Source organism: Gordonia sp. X0973 (assembly GCF_013348785.1).
GTDB lineage: Bacteria > Actinomycetota > Actinomycetes > Mycobacteriales > Mycobacteriaceae > Gordonia.
Map to the genome: position 1 here is coordinate 2,952,626 of NZ_CP054691.1, position 19,284 is coordinate 2,971,909.

The 19,284-nt window shown below is 68.4% G+C and carries 21 protein-coding genes; 9 read left to right on the forward strand and 12 right to left on the reverse strand.

Annotated elements, in window-relative coordinates:
• Nucleotides 1–140: 140 nt before the first annotated feature.
• Genes HUN08_RS14560 through HUN08_RS14580 form a run of 5 tightly spaced genes read right to left on the reverse strand, consistent with a single transcriptional unit; the run spans nt 141 to nt 4,344 of the window.
• Complete coding sequence (locus HUN08_RS14560) at nt 141–332, reverse strand: ferredoxin (protein ID WP_124248533.1); 192 nt, start codon at nt 330–332, stop codon at nt 141–143.
• A gap of 14 nt (nt 333–346) precedes the next feature.
• Nucleotides 347–1,714: a cytochrome P450 gene (locus HUN08_RS14565; RefSeq protein ID WP_124248532.1), complete on the reverse strand. Its 1,368-nt coding sequence runs from the start codon at nt 1,712–1,714 to the stop codon at nt 347–349.
• A 10-nt stretch (nt 1,715–1,724) separates the two neighbouring features.
• The gene (locus tag HUN08_RS14570) at nt 1,725–2,513 is read right to left on the reverse strand and encodes an SDR family oxidoreductase (RefSeq protein ID WP_124248531.1); all 789 of its coding nucleotides are present in this window, start codon (nt 2,511–2,513) and stop codon (nt 1,725–1,727) included.
• Nucleotides 2,513–3,727 carry a cytochrome P450 gene (locus HUN08_RS14575; protein ID WP_124248573.1) on the reverse strand — a complete coding sequence of 405 codons (1,215 nt, stop codon included), beginning with the start codon at nt 3,725–3,727 and terminating at the stop codon, nt 2,513–2,515. Before HUN08_RS14575 ends, HUN08_RS14570 begins: the two co-directional genes overlap by 1 nt.
• 17 nt (nt 3,728–3,744) lie before the next feature.
• Complete coding sequence (locus HUN08_RS14580; protein WP_124248530.1) at nt 3,745–4,344, reverse strand: TetR/AcrR family transcriptional regulator; 600 nt, start codon at nt 4,342–4,344, stop codon at nt 3,745–3,747.
• Between the two features lie 107 nt (nt 4,345–4,451).
• Here HUN08_RS14580 and HUN08_RS14585 point away from each other — a divergent pair, with 107 nt between their 5' ends.
• The 4 genes from HUN08_RS14585 (at nt 4,452) to HUN08_RS14600 (ending at nt 8,095) form a co-directional block, all read left to right on the forward strand.
• Nucleotides 4,452–5,918 carry an aldehyde dehydrogenase gene (locus HUN08_RS14585; RefSeq protein ID WP_124248529.1) on the forward strand — a complete coding sequence of 489 codons (1,467 nt, stop codon included), beginning with the start codon at nt 4,452–4,454 and terminating at the stop codon, nt 5,916–5,918.
• A 178-nt stretch (nt 5,919–6,096) separates the two neighbouring features.
• Nucleotides 6,097–6,834 (forward strand): SDR family oxidoreductase, encoded by a 738-nt coding sequence (locus HUN08_RS14590; RefSeq protein WP_124248528.1) that lies wholly within the window; start codon nt 6,097–6,099, stop codon nt 6,832–6,834.
• Nucleotides 6,831–7,700, forward strand: a complete 870-nt coding sequence (locus HUN08_RS14595) for an NAD(P)-dependent oxidoreductase (RefSeq protein WP_124248527.1) — start codon at nt 6,831–6,833, stop codon at nt 7,698–7,700. The genes HUN08_RS14590 and HUN08_RS14595 overlap by 4 nt, the downstream gene beginning before the upstream one ends.
• Nucleotides 7,701–7,759: 59 nt before the next feature.
• Entirely contained in the window at nt 7,760–8,095 is a 336-nt protein-coding gene (locus tag HUN08_RS14600) for a carboxymuconolactone decarboxylase family protein (RefSeq protein WP_301547001.1), read from the forward strand.
• Between the two features lie 64 nt (nt 8,096–8,159).
• Here HUN08_RS14600 and HUN08_RS14605 read toward each other — a convergent pair whose 3' ends face one another.
• A complete protein-coding gene (locus HUN08_RS14605; protein ID WP_124248525.1) occupies nt 8,160–8,432 on the reverse strand; it encodes a hypothetical protein in 273 nt (90 codons plus the stop codon).
• 139 nt (nt 8,433–8,571) lie between these two features.
• Between HUN08_RS14605 and HUN08_RS14610 the strand changes: the two genes are divergently transcribed.
• From HUN08_RS14610 to HUN08_RS14625, 4 genes are all read left to right on the forward strand, one after another.
• The gene (locus tag HUN08_RS14610; protein WP_301547002.1) at nt 8,572–9,504 is read left to right on the forward strand and encodes an amidohydrolase family protein; all 933 of its coding nucleotides are present in this window, start codon (nt 8,572–8,574) and stop codon (nt 9,502–9,504) included.
• A gap of 93 nt (nt 9,505–9,597) precedes the next feature.
• On the forward strand, nt 9,598–10,530 hold the full coding sequence (locus tag HUN08_RS14615; protein ID WP_124248524.1) for a hypothetical protein: 933 nt from the start codon (nt 9,598–9,600) through the stop codon (nt 10,528–10,530).
• A 6-nt stretch (nt 10,531–10,536) separates the two neighbouring features.
• Complete coding sequence (locus HUN08_RS14620) at nt 10,537–11,256, forward strand: hypothetical protein (protein WP_124248523.1); 720 nt, start codon at nt 10,537–10,539, stop codon at nt 11,254–11,256.
• 3 nt (nt 11,257–11,259) lie between these two features.
• A complete protein-coding gene (locus tag HUN08_RS14625; protein ID WP_124248522.1) occupies nt 11,260–11,934 on the forward strand; it encodes a hypothetical protein in 675 nt (224 codons plus the stop codon).
• Here the strand turns inward: HUN08_RS14625 and HUN08_RS14630 are convergent.
• The gene (locus HUN08_RS14630; protein WP_124248521.1) at nt 11,921–12,889 is read right to left on the reverse strand and encodes an NADPH:quinone oxidoreductase family protein; all 969 of its coding nucleotides are present in this window, start codon (nt 12,887–12,889) and stop codon (nt 11,921–11,923) included. The genes HUN08_RS14625 and HUN08_RS14630 overlap by 14 nt on opposite strands.
• A gap of 54 nt (nt 12,890–12,943) precedes the next feature.
• Between HUN08_RS14630 and HUN08_RS14635 the strand changes: the two genes are divergently transcribed.
• On the forward strand, nt 12,944–13,615 hold the full coding sequence (locus HUN08_RS14635; RefSeq protein WP_124248520.1) for a class I SAM-dependent methyltransferase: 672 nt from the start codon (nt 12,944–12,946) through the stop codon (nt 13,613–13,615).
• On the opposite strand, the gene HUN08_RS14640 is transcribed toward HUN08_RS14635, so the two are convergent.
• The 5 genes from HUN08_RS14640 to HUN08_RS14660 all read right to left on the reverse strand — a co-directional run bounded on the left by HUN08_RS14640 (nt 13,580) and on the right by HUN08_RS14660 (nt 19,270).
• On the reverse strand, nt 13,580–14,788 hold the full coding sequence (locus tag HUN08_RS14640; RefSeq protein WP_124248519.1) for a winged helix-turn-helix domain-containing protein: 1,209 nt from the start codon (nt 14,786–14,788) through the stop codon (nt 13,580–13,582). The two genes, HUN08_RS14635 and HUN08_RS14640, sit on opposite strands and share 36 nt — an antisense overlap.
• Nucleotides 14,789–15,131: 343 nt before the next feature.
• Nucleotides 15,132–15,989, reverse strand: a complete 858-nt coding sequence (locus HUN08_RS14645; protein WP_124248518.1) for an LLM class F420-dependent oxidoreductase — start codon at nt 15,987–15,989, stop codon at nt 15,132–15,134.
• 238 nt (nt 15,990–16,227) lie between these two features.
• Nucleotides 16,228–17,304, reverse strand: a complete 1,077-nt coding sequence (locus HUN08_RS14650) for a prenyltransferase (protein WP_124248517.1) — start codon at nt 17,302–17,304, stop codon at nt 16,228–16,230.
• A 2-nt stretch (nt 17,305–17,306) separates the two neighbouring features.
• Nucleotides 17,307–18,020 carry a class I SAM-dependent methyltransferase gene (locus HUN08_RS14655; RefSeq protein WP_124248571.1) on the reverse strand — a complete coding sequence of 238 codons (714 nt, stop codon included), beginning with the start codon at nt 18,018–18,020 and terminating at the stop codon, nt 17,307–17,309.
• Nucleotides 18,020–19,270, reverse strand: a complete 1,251-nt coding sequence (locus tag HUN08_RS14660; RefSeq protein WP_124248570.1) for a glycosyltransferase family 4 protein — start codon at nt 19,268–19,270, stop codon at nt 18,020–18,022. Before HUN08_RS14660 ends, HUN08_RS14655 begins: the two co-directional genes overlap by 1 nt.
• Nucleotides 19,271–19,284 lie beyond the last annotated feature (14 nt).

Sequence of the window (19,284 nt, forward strand, 5' to 3'; positions counted from 1 at the left end):
GCGGTCGTATCGAGATCTCGACCACCCCGGATCCACCGCCGACCACCGGACCCACCGCCGCCGATCGGTGGTCGAGTGAACTCGAGGCGCTAGCCGAGAATTCGTATCGAGACCCAGACAGCCGCATATCGAGACCCCGGTCAGTCTTCGACGATCCGTAGGGCTTGGGTCGGGCAGTAGCGCACGGCGGCCTCGACGGCGGGGCGCAGCGATTCGTCGGGTTCCTTGTCGAGGAGTTCGACGTGGTCGCGCTGCGCCTCGAAGACCTCGGGCGCCTCCATCTCGCACATGCCGTGCCCCTGGCACAGATCCAGGTCGACTTCGACTCGCATGCTCACCACCGTCCTCACGATTGCCGACGCCGGTACCGCACCCGGCACGGCTGGGCCAGTTGGACGACCATCTTCGAGTGGTCGTTGTGGTAGCTCTCCGGGTCTTGGGCCAGCTCGAACTCGTAGTTCTGCAGCAGCACCGAGAAGATGGCCTTGAGCTGCATCATCGCGAACTGGGCACCGACGCAGCGATGACGCCCGGCGCCGAACGGGATCCACGTCCAGCGGTTGATGATGTCGTCCTGGCGCGGGTCGATGTAGCGGTGCGGGTCGAAGGAATCGGCCTCCGGGAAGTCCTCCGGCAGCCGGTTGTTGACCGCTGGCGACACGGCGATCAGCTGCCCTTCGCGCACCAGCGTGTCCTCGACCTCGAAATCCTCGCGGACCACGCGCATCAGGATGATCAGCGGCGGGTGCAGCCGCAGCGCCTCCTTGATCCCGGCTTCCAGCAACGGGATCTGGCGCATCGCCGCGAACGAATACTCGGCGCGCCCCTCCCCCTTGTCGGCGTAGATGTCGTCGAGCTCGGCGACGACGTCGGCCATGTAATCGGGGTGCCGCAGCAATTCCAGCAGCGTCCAGGCGGCGGTGCCCTGCGTCGTGTGGTGCCCGGCGAACATCATCGAGATGAACATGCCGGTGACGGTGTCGGCGGAGAACATCGGCGTCCCGTCCTCGTTCTTCAACGAGACGAGCACGTCGAGCAGGTCGCGGTTGTCCTTGTCCTGCTCCGGGTTCGCCTCCCGCTCGGCGAGGACCTCCGCCATGAAGGTCACCAGCTCGGCGCGGGCGGCGTCTCGGCGTCGAAAGCTCTCGATGTCGGCGTGGTAGTCGACGTACGCATAGGGGTCGGTGCCGCGTTCGAGGTCGTGGTAGATCGCCGAAATCCGCTTGGACAGGCGTTCGCGGAACTTCCGGCCGATCAGGCAGGACGACGAGGTGTAGAGCGTCAACTCGCCGAACCACTCGAGCAGGTCGATCTCGCCCTCGTCGCCCCAATCGGCGATCATCCGCTCGACCTCGTTGGGGATCGTCACGGCGTGCTGCTTCATGTGGGCGCCCTTGAGCGCCTGGTTGTGCAAGGCCTTGGAGCGCTCCTCCGGCGAGGTGTCGAAGACGACGCCCTCGCCGAACACCGGCGTCATGAACGGATAGGCGGCGGCCTGGTCCAACAGCTCGTCGGGGGCGCGGAAGAACTCCTCGTTCGCGCTCGCACCGGAGACCAGGACGACTTCCCGGTCGGCGAGTTGGAACATCCCGACGTCGCCGCATTCGCGTCGGACGCGCCAGAACAGTTCGATCGGATCGGTGGACATCTCGTCGAGGTGTCCGTGTTCGCCGTCGCCGCCGGATACCCGCTTCGGCAGGGTCTGGGTGGTCATAGTGGGCCTTTCACTCTTTGCGCTCGGAGGTGAGCTTGCCTTCGGCTTCGACTTCCACGACGCGCATGTGCGCGCCGGGCGGCATCGCGACGATCGCCCCGATGGCCTGCGCGAGGTTGTCCGGGGAGAGGAAGTTGCCGTGCCGCGCGAGGCCGAAGGCGATCCAGTCGTTGAGCATCGCCGTCGTCTCCTCCTGGTCGAGGTTCATCCCCATCCCGGTGAGGGTCTGGCCGGGGCGGATGATGCTGGCGCGCACCCCGGTGCCCTCCAGTTCCATCTGCGCGGTCGCGACGAGGCCGTCGACGCCGGTCTTCGCGGCGACATAGGCCGAGGACCAGGGCCGCGGATGCACGGCGACGTCGGAGCCGATGAACACGAAGTCGCCGCGACGGCGCTCGATCATCCCGGGCACGATCGCACGGTAGAGCCGGAACGCCCCGACGAGGTGGATGTCGATCTGCTCGGCCCACTTCTCGACAGAGATCTCGTGCGCCCGTCCGATACCGAGGTCGCCGGCACCGGCGACCGCGATTTCGATTGGCCCCCAAGCCGATTCGACCTCGCGCACAGCGGCGAGCACCGAGTCGTTGTCGGTGACGTCGAGCGCGACGGCCATCGCCTCACCGCCGTCGGCGATGATCTGTTCGGCGATCTCCTTGCATTTCTCGACGCGGCGGGCACCGAGGGCGACGGGGTAGCCGGCCTTGGCAAGCCATCGTGCGGTCGCCTCCCCGATTCCCGACGAGGCGCCGGCGACGAAGACGGGTCGACGGTCGGGGTGCGGTCCGAAGGCGGGCATCAGCGGGCCGTCACTTTCATCGGGAGGCTGGCGAAGCCCCGGACGTTGACCGAGTGGACGCGCTCGGCGTTCTCGAGGTCGAGTTCGTACCCGGCGACGCTGCGCGCCACCGCGTCGAGCCCGATATTGCTCTCCAGCCGCGCCAAGTGGGCGCCGAGGCAGAAGTGGGTGCCGAGCCCGAAGCTCATCAGGTTCTGTCCGACCTCGCGGCCCAGCACGTACCGGTCGGCGTCGTCGCCGAACACCTCGGCGTCACGGTTGGCCGAGCCGACCAACAACAGCACGCGCTGCTCGGCCGGGATCACGATGCCGCCGAACTCCGCGTCGGCCACGACCCGGCGCAGCACCATCTGCGTCGAGTTGTCGTAGCGCAGCGTCTCCTCGGTCCACAACGGCACCAGGTCGGGGTCGTCGAGGACGCGGGTCAGCTGATCGCGGTTCTCATGCGCCCAGTAAGCGGCGTTGGCCAGCAGCTTCGTCGTCGTCTCATTGCCCGCGACGACCATCAGCATCATGAAGCCGTTGATCTCCTCGTCGGTGAGCGCGACGTGCTCGCCGGACTCCTCATCGACGATCTCGGCTTCCAGCAGGGCCGAGACGAGGTCGTCGCCGGGTGATTTCCGGCGGTCGGCGACCAGCTCGTTGTAGTAGGTGTAGAGCGCGAGGTAGGCGTGGATCGCCGCCTCGGGGACGTCGAGGACGCCCTCCTCGCGGTGGATGAGCAGGTCGGACTGCTCGCGCAGGAAGGCGCGGTCGGCGACCGGGACGCCGAGCAATTCGCTCACGACGTCCATCGGCAGCTTGCCCGCGAAGTCGGCGACGTAGTCGAATTCGCCCTTCTCCAAGCACTGATCCCAGTGCTCGGTGGTGAGCTCACGGATCCGCTGCGCCAACTCGTTCACGCGTCGCGGGGTGAACCCCTTGGACACGAGCTTGCGGATCCGCAGGTGCTTCGGGTCGTCCATCGCGAGGAAGGACATCACGTTGCTGGCGTTGGGCCCGTAGGACATCGCGTCCATCGAGACCCCCCACGCATTCGACAGCGAGACGTTGTCGCGGAAGGCCTGCCGCACGTCCTGGTGCCGCGACAGCGCCCAGAAGTCGAGCGTCGAGTTGTAGTAGACCGGCGCCTCGGCCCGCAGGCGGGCGTAGGTCGGGTACGGGTCCTCGTGGAAGTCGTAGGCGTACGGGTCGAAGGGCAGCCGGTGCTCCATCCCGGCGATCGTCGTGCTCACTGGTGCTCCTTCAAGATCAGCAGGGCCGCCTCGGTCAGGCGGTCGGCGGTGTCCTCGTAGGACATGTGGCCCATACCCGCGTGGACGAGGCCGCCGGCGTACAGCATTTCCAGCGCCTCGACGACGGGCCCCGGGTTCTGCGCGTCGACCTCCAGCGCGTCGGCGAGGCGGCGGCGGATGAACCCGCCGATGCGCAGGCGCAGGTGCTCGACGTCGGGGTCGGTGCCCAGCAGCGCGACGGTGACCGCTCCGCCCAGATCGCCGTCGCCGGTGACGATGAGCGCGATCGACCGCAGCAGCTCGACGACGCGCTGCGCCGGTGTCGCACTCATGTCCGGCTCGGGCACCCCCTGGGCGAGCCGTCGCCAGAACACCTCGGCGACGAGGTGGCTCTTGGAGCTGAAGTAGGTGTACGCCGTCGCCGGCGCGACGCCGGCCAGCTTGGCGACCGAGCGCACCGTGAGGCCGTCGAAGCCGTCGGCGCGCAGGACCTCGACGGCGGCGTCGGTCAGCTTGGCGACCGTCTCCGCCTGCTGCGCGGTCAGGCGTCGACGGGTGGATTCGGTCGAAACCGAAGTTGCTGCGGGGGTGGACATGTGAGCGACGTTACACTACGTTTGTACTCACGTCTAGACACTTGTCCAGACGGTGGCCCAGTAACTGGGCCGCCGACGCCCGCACCGCGCCCGACGAGGGAGATTCCATGACCTTGCGCCCACAAAACAGCTCTGACCTGCTGATCGACGGCAAGCTCGTCCCCGGTTCGCAGGGCAGCTTCCCGATCCTCAACCCGGCGACCGAGCAGGTCATCGGCCACGCCGCCGACGCCGGGCCCGACGACATGGACGCCGCGATCGACTCCGCCCGACGCGCCTTCGACACCACCGGCTGGTCGCGCGACCACGCCTTGCGCGCCCGGTGTCTGCGCCAACTGCGCGACGCGCTGCTCACTCACAGCGACGAGTTCCGGGCATTGACCACCGAGGAGGTCGGCGCCCCCGCCTTCCTCACCGGCGGCCCGCAGTTCGAGGGCCCGGTGCGCGACCTCGGCTACTTCGCCGACCTGGCCGAGAACTACGAGTGGACCCGCGATCTGGGCCGTGCCGAGCCGATGGGCATCCCGAATCTGCGGGAGATCCGCCACGAGGCCGCCGGTGTCGTCGGGGCCATCACCCCGTGGAACTTCCCGCACCAGATCAACTTCGCCAAGATCGGGCCGGCGCTCGCGGCCGGATGCACCGTCGTGCTCAAACCCGCCCCGGACACCCCGTGGGCCGCGGCTCTCGTCGGCAAGGTCATCGCCGAGGAGACCGACTTCCCGCCCGGCGTGATCAACATCGTCACCTCGTCGGATCACTCCCTCGGGGAACAACTCGTGGCCGATCCCCGCGTCGACATCGTCTCCTTCACCGGGTCGACGGCCACCGGGCGCAAGGTGATGGCCGCGGCCACGCAGAACCTGACCAAGGTGTTCCTGGAGCTCGGCGGCAAGTCGGCGTTCATCGTCCTCGACGACGCCGATCTGAACGGCGCCTGCAGCATGGCCGCGTTCAACGTCGTCACCCACGCCGGGCAGGGTTGCGCGATCACCACGCGCCTGCTCGTCCCGCGCGAGAAGCTCGCCGAGGCGATCGCCGCCACCGGCAAGGCGATGGCCGGGCTGAAGGCCGACGACCCGTCGAAACCCGGCACCATCTGCGGGCCGCTGATCTCCGCGGCCCAGCGCGAACGGGTCGAGGGGTATCTCGAGCTGGCCGTCGAAGAGGGCGGGACCATCGAATGCGGCGGCGGCCGCCCCGCCGACAAGGAGAAGGGCTTCTTCATCGAGCCGACGCTGATCTCCGGCCTCGACAACTCCGCACGTGTGGCGCAGGAAGAAATCTTCGGCCCGGTGCTCGTGATCCTGCCGCACGACGGCGACGACGACGCGATCCGCATCGCCAACGACTCCCCCTACGGGCTGTCCGGCATGGTCTACGGCTCCGACGAGGCGCGGGTGAACCACGTCGTCGACTCCGTGCGCACCGGGACGATGGGTGTCAACGGCGGTATCTGGTACGCCGCCGACGTCCCCTTCGGCGGCTACAAACACTCCGGGATCGGCCGCGAGATGGGTGTGGCCGGCTTCGAGGAATACCTGGAGACCAAATCCGTCGCGAAGCCCGCCTGACACCGCCGAGTGGGCACCCCAAATACACCGAGTGGGCACCCAAGCACGAGTAAATCCGCGGTGGTCGAGTGGATCCGAGCCGCTAGGCGAGGAACCGTATCGAGACCGCCGCCAGCCGAGGAACCGTATCGAGACCCCGCAAGACGAAATGCCAACCCAACAGAGATAGGACAACACCATGAGTTCAGGACGTTTCGACGGTAAGACGATCATCGTCACCGGTGCCGCGGGCGGCATCGGTGAGGGCTATGCGCGCGGGCTCGCCGAGGAGGGCGCGAATGTCGTCGTCGCCGATCTCAACGACGAGGCCGGCGAGGAGGTCGCCGCCGACATCGGCGGGCTGTACGTTCACACCGACGTCTCCGACCCCGAGTCCGCCGAGAACCTCGCGGCCAAGTCGGTGGAGCGCTACGGCACCATCCACGGCCTGGTCAACAACGCCGCGATCTACGGCGGCATGAAGCTCGACTTCCTCATCACCGTGCCGTGGGACTACTACAAGAAGTTCATGGGCGTGAACCTCGACGGCGCGCTGGCCGTCACCCGCGCGGTCTACCCGCATATGAAGGACGGCGGTTCGATCGTCAACCAGAGTTCGACGGCGGCCTACATGTACAGCGGCTTCTACGGCCTCGCGAAGGCGGGCATCAACAACCTGACCTTCCAGCTCGCGACGGAACTCGGCGGCAACAACATCCGCGTCAACGCGATCGCCCCCGGCCCCACCGACACCGAGGCCACCCGCTCCACCACGCCGATGGAGATGGTCCAGGACATGGTGAGCAAGCTGCCCCTCAAGCGGTTCGGCACCCCCGACGACCACGTCGGCATGTGCAAATTCCTCCTCTCCGACGAGGCCAACTGGATCACCGGGCAGATCTTCAACGTCGACGGCGGTCAGGTCTACCGCCCATGAGCGACGACGTGGCGCTCGGCTACATCGGCCTGGGCAACATCGGCGGCCCGATGGCCACCCGTCTGGCCGCCTGGCCGGGCGGGCTCACCGTCTTCGACCTTTCCGACGAGGCCGTCGCGAAGCTGGTCGGTGCTGGTGCGACACGGGCGGATTCGATCGCCGCGGTCGCGGCGGCCGCCGACATCGTCGGCATCTGCGTCGTGAACGACGAGCAGGTGCGCACCGTCGTCGCCGACCTGTTGTCGGCGGCGAAGCCGGGCACGATCATCACCGTGCACTCGACGATCAGTCCGCAGACCGCGATCGAGCTGGCGGGCGACTGCGCGTCGAAGGGTGTGCAATTGCTCGACGCGCCGATCTCCGGCGGCGCCCCCGGGGCCGAGCAGGGGCGGCTGGCGATCATGGTCGGCGGCCCGCGCGAGCAGTACGAGCGGATCAAGGAACCGTTCAAACTGGCCGGTGACATGGTGGTGCACGCGGGCGAGGACGTGGGCGCCGGGACGCGGATGAAGCTGGCGCGCAATCTCCTGCATTTCATCTCCTTCACCGCGACCACCGAGGCGGCACGACTGGCCGAGGCCGCCGGCATCGACATCGCCAAACTGGGCCGGGTGGTCCGCCACACCGACGCCATCACCGGCGGAGCCGGCGCGATCATGCTGCGCGACACCACCGCGCCGATCGCCCCCGACGACTTCTGGCACGGTGTCTTCACCCACGTGGTCAACTTGGGGAACAAGGATCTCGACCTGGCTTTGGCGCTGGGCGAAGAACTCGGCGTCGACCTGCCGCTCGGCACGATCGCGCGCCGCGACCTCGCCCCCGGCTTGGGAATCATCGATGACGACGAAGGGACAACAGCGTGACTTCAGGATCGGCCGTCGGCGGCGAGGGCACGCCGCAACGCAAGCGCGGTGTCGAGAAGATGTCGGAGGTCTACGGCTGGGAGATGGCCGACGGCCCCGGGCTGCACTTCGCGCACACCGCCGACCAACTCTTCGCCGAGGTGTGGGGCCGTGAGGGCCTGACCAACCGGGATCGTCGGCTGCTGCTGCTCGGTCTGCTCGCCGGCAACGGCCACACCGACGTCGCGGAGATCCAGTCGGCCGCCGCACTCGGCAACGGGGAGCTGACCCCGGAACAGCTCGAAGAGATCGCCCTGTTCCTCTGCTACTACGCCGGCTGGCCCGTCGGGACGAAGATGAACACCGTCTTCGGCACCGCGATCAAGAACTGGCGCAAGTCGGCGAAGCAGGGCTGACAACACCGCCGAAAAGAACGAGCGCCCGCACCCGTCTTCGGGTGCGGGCGCTCGTCTTCCGGCGCTACGAGGACTTGTTCTTCATGACCATGCCGAGGATCGCGGCGAGGATGCCGCCGCCGACGCCGCCGCCGACGCCCGATCCGAGGATCTGGGTGATCGCATTCGGGTCAGAGATGACCCCGTTGAGCAGGGCGCCGATTCCGCCACCGCCCAGCAGGCCGCCGACCGCACCGGCAACGCTGTTTCCCACCTGGCCGACGTTGTTCTTGGCTCCCGCGGCATTGCCGCCGAGCAGACCACCGAGCAGACCCGGCAGCAGCGTTTCCAAACCCATGGTTCCTCCTGATCGACACACGGACCCGTAGTCGGGTGCGCTGCGCCGAACGCTACCGACCACAAACGTGAGAAATCACGCAATTCACGTATTTCGCCCAACACGGGTGGCGCCACAGAGATGCCGACCCCGATCTACCCTGAGACTCGTGTGCCCCGACGACCCGATGCCCGGCGCGACGCCGACTCCCTTCTCCCCCGCCGAAGCCGAGGCGGTCCGCCGACTGTGGGAGCCGTTGGGCCTGCCCGGGCTGATCGACATCCACACGCATTTCATGCCGCGCAGCGTCCTCGACAAGGTGTGGGCCTACTTCGACTCCGCCGGCCCACTCCTCGGCCGCGAATGGCCCATCACCTACCGCGCGGAAGAGCAGACCCGCGTCGACGGCCTGAGCGCCTTCGGCGTGCGGGCGTTCACGTCGATGCTCTACGCACACAAGCCGGATATGGCGGCCTGGCTGAACACCTGGGCGGCCGAGTTCGCCGCGCTGCAGCCGCGTTGCCTGCACACGTCGACCTTCTATCCGGAGCCCAGCGCGCCCCAGTACACCCGAAAGGCGCTCGAGGACGGGGCACGCATCTTCAAGGTGCACATCCAGGTCGGCGACTTCTCCCCCGACGACCCGCAGTTGGACGACGTGTGGGGAATCGTCGAAGACTCCGGCCTCCCGGTCATCATCCACTGCGGCTCGGGCCCGGCACCCGGACGCTTCACCGGGCCCGCTCCCGTCGAGAACGTCCTGAAGCGCTTCCCGAGGCTGCGGCTGATCGTCGCGCACATGGGGACCTTCGAGTACCTGGAGTTCCTCGACCTCGCCGAGCGCTACGAGAACGTCGGACTCGATACGACGATGAGCTTCACCGATTTCTCCGAGCAGGGCGCGCCCTATCCGCGCGAGGCGCTCCCGCGGGTGAAAGCACTGGCAGACAAGGTGTTCTGGGGTTCGGACTACCCGAACATCCCGTACCCGTACGCGCACGGAATCGAGTCGCTGATCCGCCTGGATCTCGGCGACGACTGGTTGCGCCGGGTGCTGCACGACAACGCCGCAGAGCTCTTCGACCTCGACTGAAGCCCCGACCGGCTCGTCATCTCGACGATCTACACGCGCGCCGCGAGCACCTATCGTTCTGTCCACCTGAACGGAACGATCGAAAGTCAGCCAATGACGACGCGTAACCGCAAGAACCGTGTACTGGCGGCGCTGGTATCCGGCGCCCTCATCTTCGGGGCCACCGCCTTCGGCAGTGCCGCCCCCGCGTTCGCGGACTCGGGCCTGTGCCAGACGGTCTCATCCGCGGCCGACGGGCTGCGCGCCCAGGTCGAGTCGATCAAGTCGCGCATCGCGGCGCACAACTCGCAGCCGGTCAACCGCTACGACGCCGGGGCGGTCAACGCCTACAACGCCGAGGCCGCCCAGCTCAACGCCGAGCGCGACGCGATCAACGCGCAGATCCTCGCGGCCGGTCAGCGAGTGTCCAAATGCAACACCGCGGCGCGGCAGCTCGAGACCGCGGGGCCGCCGATGAATCCCCTGACGCAGGCCGACAAGCAGGCACTGACCAACGCCAACGCCAACGTTCCCAAGGGCTGGACGCCGCCGACCACGCTTCCGCAACGCCCGAACGGCAACGTCTACGTGCCCAAGGACTCGCCGGTGCGCCCGCATTTCGACATCATGGACAAGCGGCAGACGCCGATGTTCCCGTATCCCAACATCCAGCTGCAGGGCAAGAGCATGCCCACGCCCACCCAGATCAACGAAGCGACCGGCCAGCCCTACGGCGAGGTCACGCGCGGTCCCCGCAAGGGACAGGCGGCGGTGAGCCCGGACCACATCGTCCCGAAGGCCGAGATCATGCAGATGCCGCGGTTCACCGAGCTGACCCCGGATCAGCAATGGGCGATTGTGAACTCGCCGAGCAACCTCGCCTGGGTCGGCACGCGCACCAACTTCAAGAAGGGGTCGCGCGACGTCGCCGCCATGTCCGGGGTGAAGCCGGAATGGCAAGCTAAGTACAAGCAGCTCCAAGACGACAAGCGGCGAGAAATCCAAGACCTGATCAACCAGTTCGCCGACAGCAACGCAGGTAAGTGAGACACCGTGTCAGGAATCGACAGAGACCAGCTGGACGCCGCCTTCGACCTCTACGGCGGTGGGGATTTCACCATCCTCGACGCGGATTCGACGGCGCTCCCCGAGCTGCCGGTGCAATGGCGCGGCGTCGTCGGGGCGTCGAGCGCGGATGAGCGGCGCCGGGCCGCCCTGGCGTCGTGGAATGACGAATTCCTCGGCCTGCTGCCGCGCTTTGCCGACGCGCTGCACACGCGACTCCTCGACGTGCGGGCGATCTCCTCCCCCGCCGAGGACCAGCCGATGCTCGTCTACATCCTCTCCGGCGCGGCCGACCCCTACGCGCTGTGGATCGGTTGGAGCCCCACCTCATCCGGTTCCGACGACCCGCCCTTCTTCGAAGCTCTGCCCGCACCCGCGCAGACCTTCCTGCGCGACGTCCACGCCGGGTTTTCCGCTCCCGACGCCGAGAGCTGCGGACTCACCCCGCCATCGGACATGACCACGATGGCGCAGTGGGCGGAGTGCCCCGACGGCATCCCCGACTGGGACGGGTACGGGTGGGAGGACTGCGCCCCCATCGACTCGCGACGGCTCCTGCGGGTGACCGGCTACGGCGCGGACTACAGCCTGTGCGTCTCGCCCGACCTGCCCGCCGGGCAGGCGCTCGCCTACTCCGACGGCGAGCTCCACGTCCGCCCGTTCGCGGCGGAACTCGACCGCATCATGTCCCTACCGGTGGAGGTCTAACCGATGTTCCCCTCGCAATCGCCACAGCAGCCGTGGACCCCGCCTGGTCCGCCACAGCCGGGTCCGCCACAGCCGAACCCGTCGCAGCCGTTCCCGTCGGCGCCGTCCTCCTTCCCCGCGGCCCCCTCGCCGTTCCCGCCCGGACCGTTCCCGTCGACGCCGCCGCAGCCGGCCCCGATGCCGTCAGCGCCCCAGCAGCAGCAGTGGGGACCTTCCGGCGCCCCGTCGACCTTCCCGGGGCCGCCCGTGCCCGACGCCCCCAAGCGATCGCGCAAGAAGCTGTGGATCTCCCTGGGATCGATCGCGACGGTCGCCGTCGTCGCGGCGGGCGCGGGAGCATTCGCCTACCACGCCGCCAACACCCCGGAGAAGCAGGTCCGCAAGACCATCTCGAAGTTCGCCGAGGCCGTCGACACCGCCAACGGGCCCAAGATGCTGAGCATGATGTGCAAAGAACAGGCCCAGGAGGTCCGGGAGGGCGACGACTTCGACGAGAACGACGACAGCACCGTCGACCCGGGCAACCGTCGCCCGGTCGACATCTCGTCGGTGACGGTTAGCGGCGACACGGCGCAGGCCACCGTGACCCGGCCGCCCGACGTGCCGCACACCTACCGTCTGGTCAAAGAGGACGGCTCGTGGAAGTTCTGCTCCACCGGTCCGGTCAGTCCGCAATAGCGACGACGGCCTTGCCGCGAACCTTCCCGTCGTGCAGGTCTTGTAGGGCCTGCGGAAGCTGCGCGAGCGAATAGGTCACGTCGACGGGCGGTCGCATCCCGTCGGCGATCATCTCGGTCAGCTCGTCGTGCAACACCGCGGGGACGTCGGGATGGGTTCGGATGTACTCGCCCCAGGCGGCGCCGACGATGTCGATGTTGCGGAACAGGACGCGGTTGAGCTTGACCGTCGGGATGCCGCCCGCGGCGAACCCGATGACCACGTAGCGACCGTCCGGCGCCATCGTCCGCAGCGCATCGTCGAAGACGTCGCCGCCCACCGGATCGATCATGACGTCGAGGCCGCCGTCGGAGAGTTCCTTCACCCGGGCGGCCCAGCCGTCCTCCAGTTGCACCACCTCGTCGGCACCGGCGTCGCGCAGCATCTTCTCCGCACCCGTGCGGTGGACGATGGCGATGACTGTGCAGCCCATCTCCTTGGCGACGCGAATCGCGGCAGCGCCCACGCCGCCGGCCGCGCCGAGCACGCCGACGATCTCGCCTGGCGCCGCGTGGGCGCGCATCTTGAGGGCGAAGATCGCCGTTTGGAAGTTGATGCCCATCCCAGCGCCCTCGGCGAAGGTCAGCCCCTCCGGTAGCGGCAGGATCTGTTCCGGCACCGCGGCCATCTTCTCGGCGAATCCGCCTATCCCGGCCGTGACCAGCACTTTGTCGCCGACCTTGTACGCTCCCCCGTCCGGGGCCTCGGCGATCACGCCAGCCACCTCGGTGCCCGGCGTGAACGGCACGGGCGGGCGCATCTGGTAGAGCCCGCGGCTCATCAGCAGATCGGGGAAGCAGACGCCGCAGGCTTTGATGTCGACGAGGTACTGCCCGGGTGCGGGCTTCGGGTCGTCGACGTCGGCGAGTTCGAACCCGCTCGGACCGGTTTCTTCGCGCAACACTTGAGCCTTCATGGCTACCGAGCCTACGCGTGTAGAACGTGTTTCAACTCCGGTTACGATCAGCTCATGGATTCCCCGACGACCCTCCCCCCGACGCTGAGCCAGGCCCGTCTCGAGGTCGCGCTCGACGCACCCGGGTTCCTCCCGCTCGACGAGGCGCTGGCCCTGCACGAGTCGGCGGAATCCTTTCTGGCACAACCTGATTCGGTTGGAATCGGGGTGGAGGTCGGGACCTACTGCGGCAAGTCGACGGTCTTCCTCGGCGCGGTGTGCGAGGCGCACGGCGCGCTGCTCGCCACCGTCGACCACCACCGCGGATCCGAGGAGCATCAGCCCGGATGGGAGTACCACGACACCGCGCTCGTCGATCCGCACGCCGGCACACTCGACACGTCGGCCCGATTCCGGCGAACCATGTTCGACGCGGAGCTGGAGCAGACGGTCGTCGGCGTGATCGCCTCGTCGACGATGGGTGCGCGCATGTGGGGCCGCCCGGTCGACTTCGTCTTCATCGACGGCGGGCACAGCATGGCCGCGGCGCAGAACGACTTCGACGGCTGGTCGCCGTGGGTCCGCGTCGGCGGCGGCCTGCTCATCCACGACGTCTTCCCCGACCCGGCCGACGGGGGCCGACCGCCGTATGAGATCTACCGGCAGGCGCTCGACTCCGGACGGTTCGACGAGGTGTCCGCGCACGGGTCGCTACGCGTGTTGCGCCGCGTCGAACCGCGCCGGTAGCGCCAGATTGCCGACGCCGGTGGCGATCACCTCGTCGAGGCCCTGCCATCCGGCGGCTCGGGCGAGGAGTTCGACGGCGGCCTCGGCGGTCCGCGCCGGCGCCCCGTCCTCCTGCCATGCGGCTTGGACGAGCAGGGCCCGCGACGCCCGGTCGGCCTTCAAGTCGATCCGCCCGGCCAGCTTGCCGCCCACCATCAGCGGCAGACAGTAGTAGCCGTAGCGCCGCTTCTCCTTGGGCGTATAGATCTCGATCCGATAGTGGAAATCGAAGAGCCGCTCGGCGCGCGGGCGGAACCAGACGGTCGGGTCGAAGGGGGTGAGCAGCGCGTCGGGCGCCAGGCGCGACGGTACCCGCGCATCGCGATGCAGCCATGCCGGCTCCGGCTTCCCGTTCTTGACCCAGCCGTCGACGACGATCGGCAGCAGCACCCCGTCGGCCTCCAGCTCGCGCACCGCGGGCTTGGCGTCGACGGCCTTGAGTCGGTGGTAGTCGGCGAGATCGGCTAGAGTAGCGACGCCCAGCGACTGCGCCGCGCGTTCGACCAGGATCCGGTGCGCCTCGCCGCGTTCGACGGGGATCAGCGCCGGCGCCGGCAGCACGTCGTGGGCGAGCGCGTACCTGCGCTGGAATCCCTCGCGGCCCGCCGTCGCGACCTCGCCCCACGCGAACATCAACTCGACGGCCCGCTTGGTCTCGCTCCAGTCCCACCACGGCCCGCGGTTGGCGCGGGGGCCTTCCTCCAGCTCGCGTACGAACTGCGGGCCGCCGTCGGCGAGTTGCGCGCGAACCCGTTCGATCGTCGACGACAACGCACCGGCCCGCCCCTCCCGCCGATGCCGGGCGCGATAGTCGTCCATGCGCCACGCGAAGAGACCGCGGTCGTGTACCGGCAGGAAGGCGGCCTCATGGGCCCAGTATTCGGTGTACTCACCGCTGCGCCAGAGCAGTCTGTCCAGCTGCGGCACGTCGTAACCGCCGTGGCGGGAGAAGACCGGCAGGTAGTGGCTGCGCGCGAACACGTTGACCGAATCGATCTGCAGGATGTGCAGCCGTTCGAGTGCCGGGTCGAAGGGTCGCCGCGTACGCAGTCTCGGGGTGTTCGTGAAGCCCTGTGCGGCGAGTGCCACGCGACGAGCCTGCGCGGCACTCAGCGACGCGCGCCCAGATGTCATGCCCTCACGCTAGTGCGAAGGTCGGACGGCACCGACGGTGGTCGCATGTCGTACGACGCTGGTCGAGTGTCGCAGGCAGTGGTCGAGTGCCATAGAACGCTGGTCGAGTGAATTCGAGGCGCTAGCCGAGAATTCGTATCGAGACCACGCCAATCGCAAGCAGTTACGCCGGGACAGCGTCACAGAACGCTGGTCGAGTGAATTCGAGGCGCTAGCCGAGGATTCGTATCGAGACCACGCCAATCGCAAGCAGTTACGCCGGGACAGCGTCACAGAACGCTGGTCGAGTGAATTCGAGGCGCTAGCCGAGGATTCGTATCGAGACCACGCTAGCCGCAGACGGCTACGCCGAGACCGGCGCCAAGCCGAGCTTGCCGGCGAGCTTGGCGAGGTACCCGGAAGCGCGCTCGACGGTGTCGTCGGGCAACCCGTACAGGACTGTCGTGACGCCGAGTTCGCGCCACTTCTCCAGCTTCTCCGGCACCGGCTTGAAGTCGAGGACGACGATCTGCGGCTCGCCGTCGCGACCGGCGTCGTGCCAGATCTGTTTGAGCAGCCCGACCGAGCCCTCGATGTCGGCCTCACCCGGCGTCGTGATCCAGCCGTCGGCGCTGCGGGCGATCCACTTGAAGTTCTTCTCGTTGCCCGCGGCGCCCACCAGCACGGGGATGTGACTCTGCGTCGACTTCGGCCAAGCCCAGCTGGGGCCGAACCGCACGAACTCCCCGTCGAACTCGGCCTCCTCCTGCGTCCACAGTGCGCGCATCGCCTCGAGGTATTCGCGCAGCATGGTGCGACGGCGCTTGGGCGGGACGTTGTGGTCGGCCATCTCGTCGAGGTTCCACCCGAACCCGACGCCGAGGGTCACGCGTCCGCCGGAGATGTGATCGACGGTGGCGATCGTCTTGGCCAGCGTGATCGGGTCCGATTGCACGGGCAGTGCGACGGCGGTCGCGAGGCGGATGCGCTCGGTCACCGCGGCGGCCGCGGCGAGTGTGGTCCACGGGTCGAGGGTGCGCATGTAGCGGTCGTCGGGGAGCTCCGATGTTCCCGTTCCCGGATGGGCGGCATCGCGTCGCGTCGGGATATGACCGTGTTCCGGCACGAAGTACGACGCGAAGCCGGCCTGCTCGATCAGTGGTGCCAACACCTGCGGCGGTAACCCGCGGTCGCTGGTGAACTGTACGATTCCGAACTCCATCGGACGCCTCCTGGACAGGTGTCTAGTTCTGTAAACTGTAACACGTTCTAGTTGGGAGAGGTGCCCACTCGGCGGGGTTGGGGTGCCCACTCGGCGTACTTGAGGTGCCCACTCGGCGGGGTTGGGGTGCCCAGTCGGCGGGGTTGGGGTGCCCACGGTCTCGATACGGTTCCTCGCCCCAGGGGGCTCGGATCCACTCGACCAGCGCGACGGGGTTGGGGTGCCCACTCGCGACGGGTCAGGGCGCGACGCCGACTTCCGTGGGCAGTCGCACGTCGCGGAAGATGCCGTTACCACCCGAGCAGCGGGATAGTGCGTCGGCGGCCAGGACGACGGCGGCCGAGGTCCAGCAGCTCTTCTCCACCGGCCAGCGCTTCCCGTCGGCGTAGACGAGGCCGGTCCAGTAGGAGCCGTCCGGGTCGCGCAGGTGCCCGATGTCGTCGAGCAGGACGGTGGCCGCGTCGACACGGCCGATCGCCTCCAGCGCCAAGGCCAACTCGCTGGTCTCCGCGCCGGTGACCCACGGCCGGTGGTCGATGCAGCGGATCCCCTTGCCCGCGACGACGAACTCATCCCACCGCGAGTCGATCAGCTCGTGCGCGCGATCGTCGCGCACGGCTCCGCCCAGCACCGGGTAGTACCAGTCCATCGAATGCGACGACGGTTCGACGAACACCCCGGGCGTCACCCCGGCGCCCGAGCCGAAGGCCACCCCGAAGGCGTCGGCCAACCGGGCCTGAGCCGCCGACCAGCGCGCCCGCGCCTCGTCGTCGTCCATCTCCCGGGTGATCCGCACCGCGCAGTCCAACGATTGCAGGATGCTGGCGTTGCCGGTGATCAGCGCCTCGTCGAACATCTCCAGACTCTGCCCGTCGGCGGCCCAGCGGAAGGCGCCGTCGGCGCGCTGGAACCGGCAGACGAGGTCGACGGCGGCGCGCACCGTCGGCCACATCTCGACGAGGAAGTCCGTCGACCCGCTTACACAGAAGTGGTGCCACACCCCGACGGCGAGGTAGGCGCAGAAGTTGCTGTCGATATTGGGGTCGACGACCCGTCCGCCGCGGTACTCGATCCCCCAGGACCCGTCGACCCGCTGCTCGCGCGCCGACCACCGGTAGGCGGCCAGCGCCTCCTCGTGGAAGCCGGTCACCGAGAGCGCCATCGCCGACTCGACGTGATCCCACGGATCGGTCTTGCCGCCCGGGAACCACGGCAGCGCACCCGAGGGCTCCTGCATGGCCGCGATCGCGGCACCCGTCGCCGCGACCTGATCCGCGGTCAGGACGCCGGGCACCTCCGGAATGTCGAAACCCACGGTTACAACGGCTTTTCCAGGTACAGGACCACCGATTTGCCGATCACCGGGTTGAGCAGCTTCTCCGCGGTCCGGGTGAGCGCCGGCGCTTTCATCATGTCCCACACCAGCATCTGGTGATAACCGCGGACCAGCGGGTTGCCCTCGTTGTCGACGCCGACCGCGCATTTGAGCCACCAGAACGGCGCGTGCAGCGCATGCGCGTGGCCGGTGCCGGTGACCCTGAGCCCGGCCTCCTCGAGCTTCGACGCCAGCTCCGAGGCCTTGTAGATGCGAACGTGCCCGCCCTCGACCTCGTGGTATTCGTCCGACAGTGCCCAGCACACCTTCTCCGGCCAATACCGCGGCACCGTCACGGCCGCTTTGCCGCCGGGCTTGAGGATGCGGACCATCTCGGCGATCGCCGCCTCGTCGGCCGGCACGTGCTCGAGGATCTCCGACATCAGCACGACGTCGAAGGAGTCGTCGGCATATGGCAGGCGCAGCGCGTCGCCGACCTCGGCGCGGGCCTTCGCCGACGCCGGGACCTGCTTCTCGGCCATCATGGCGTCGAACATCGCGCCGACGTCGGCCATGTCGGACTCGGATTGGTCGAAGGCGATGACGTCGGCTCCGCGTCGGAACATCTCGAAGGAATGGCGGCCCTGGCCGGCGCCGATGTCGATGGCACTCGTCTCCGGTCCGACGTCGAGCCGGTCGAAATCCACGGTCAGCATCATTCGCTCCCTTCGATGGCGCGCCGGTATTGCGCGACGGTCTTCGCCGCGACGGCGGCCCAGCTGTAGTTCTCGACGGCGCGTCGGCGGGCCGCGGCCCCGAGTTCGGTGCGGGCCCGCTCGTCGTCGAGCAGGCGCAATAGTTCTTGGGCGATCGCACCCGAATCCTGCGACGGCACGAGGACGGCGCCGGCGCCGCTCCCCTCGCCGACGACCTCCGGGATCGCCCCGGCCCGCGTCGCGATCAGCGGGGTCCCGCAGCTCATCGCCTCGACGGCCGGCAGCGAGAACCCCTCGTACAGCGACGGGACGACGGCGACCTCCGCCGAGGCGAGCAACGCGGCCAGCTCCTCGTCGTCGATCCCGTTGACGACGCGGACGTGCTCGCGGATCGACAAGGCGTCGATGAGCCGCGCCGAGGGGCCGGTCGGGTCGAGTTTGGAGACGAGGGTGAGTTCGACGGGGCGTTCGGCGGCGACCTTCGCGATGGCCTCCAGCAGGTAGGAGACGCCCTTGAGCGGCGCGTCGGCGCTGGCGATGCACACCACGCGGCCGGGGACGCGCTGTGCGGTCGGCAACGGCGTGAACAGCTCCGTGTCGACGCCGAGCGGGATGGTGGCCAGGCGCCCCTCGGGGATGTCGAAGGCCTTGCGGGTGTCGACCTCGCTGCTGCGGGAAACGGTGAGCAGCACCGGGATTCGGCGCGCGACGCGCCCCTGCATGGCCAGGAAGGAGTGCCAACGGGCCGCCGTGATCTTGCGCCACCCCTTGGCGGCTTTGACGGCCAGCGCGCGGTCGCGGGTGATCGGGTGGTGGATCGTCGCGACGAGCGGGAAGCCCATCTTCGGCAGCCGCAACAGACCGTAGCCGAGGCACTGGTTGTCGTGGACGACGTCGAAATCGTCGCGGCGCTGCTCCAGCAGGCGGGCGACGCGCAGGCTGAACGTCAGCGGCTCGCCGAAGGCGGCGGTCCACATCTGGGCGACCTCGACGACGTCGATCCAGTCGCGGTATTCGCTGCGCTTCGGGTTGCGGAACGGCTCCGGCTCGCCGTAGAGGTCGAGGCTGGGCACCTTGGTCAGGCGGACCCCGGCGTCGAGGGCGGCCTGGTCGAACTCCGGGTAGGGCTGGCCGGAGAAGACCTCGACGTCGTGACCGAGTAGCGCGAGTTCGCGCGAGAGATGCCGGACGTAGACGCCCTGGCCCCCGCAATGCGGCTTGCTGCGGTACGAGAGCAGGGCGATGCGCAAGCGATCGGATGTGT